Genomic DNA, 326 nt, shown 5'->3' with positions numbered 1-326 from the left:
ATGAATTAAGGCATGAATTTCCGGTGAAATCACTTTTACAGATCGCCGCCATTCCGCGTAGTACTTATTATTATTGGGTGAATACTTTAAATCGTCCTGATCCAGATGCAGAAGTGAAAGTATTAATTCAATCTATTTACGATGAGCATAAAGGTCGTTATGGTTATCGGCGTATTCGTGATGAACTGACTGCAAAAGGACACAAAATTAATCATAAAAAAGTTCAACGTATTATGAAAGAGTTAGGTTTAAAGTGCCTTGTACGTATGAGAAAGTATCGTTCCTACAAAGGAAAGGTTGGCAAGGTTGCACCAAATATATTAAAT

The 326-nt window shown here is 35.6% G+C and carries 1 protein-coding gene; it reads left to right on the top strand.

From position 1 onward, the window contains the following. A partial coding sequence (locus tag AOA62_RS11720) for an IS3 family transposase (protein WP_143521811.1) occupies window positions 1-326 on the top strand: 326 nt, incomplete at both ends.

Origin of the sequence: Pseudomonas sp. 2995-3 (assembly GCF_002742565.1) — a bacterium.
In the GTDB taxonomy this organism is placed as follows: Bacteria; Pseudomonadota; Gammaproteobacteria; order Pseudomonadales; family Pseudomonadaceae; genus Aquipseudomonas; species Aquipseudomonas edaphica.
This window is presented reverse-complemented; position numbering and strand designations above follow the sequence as displayed.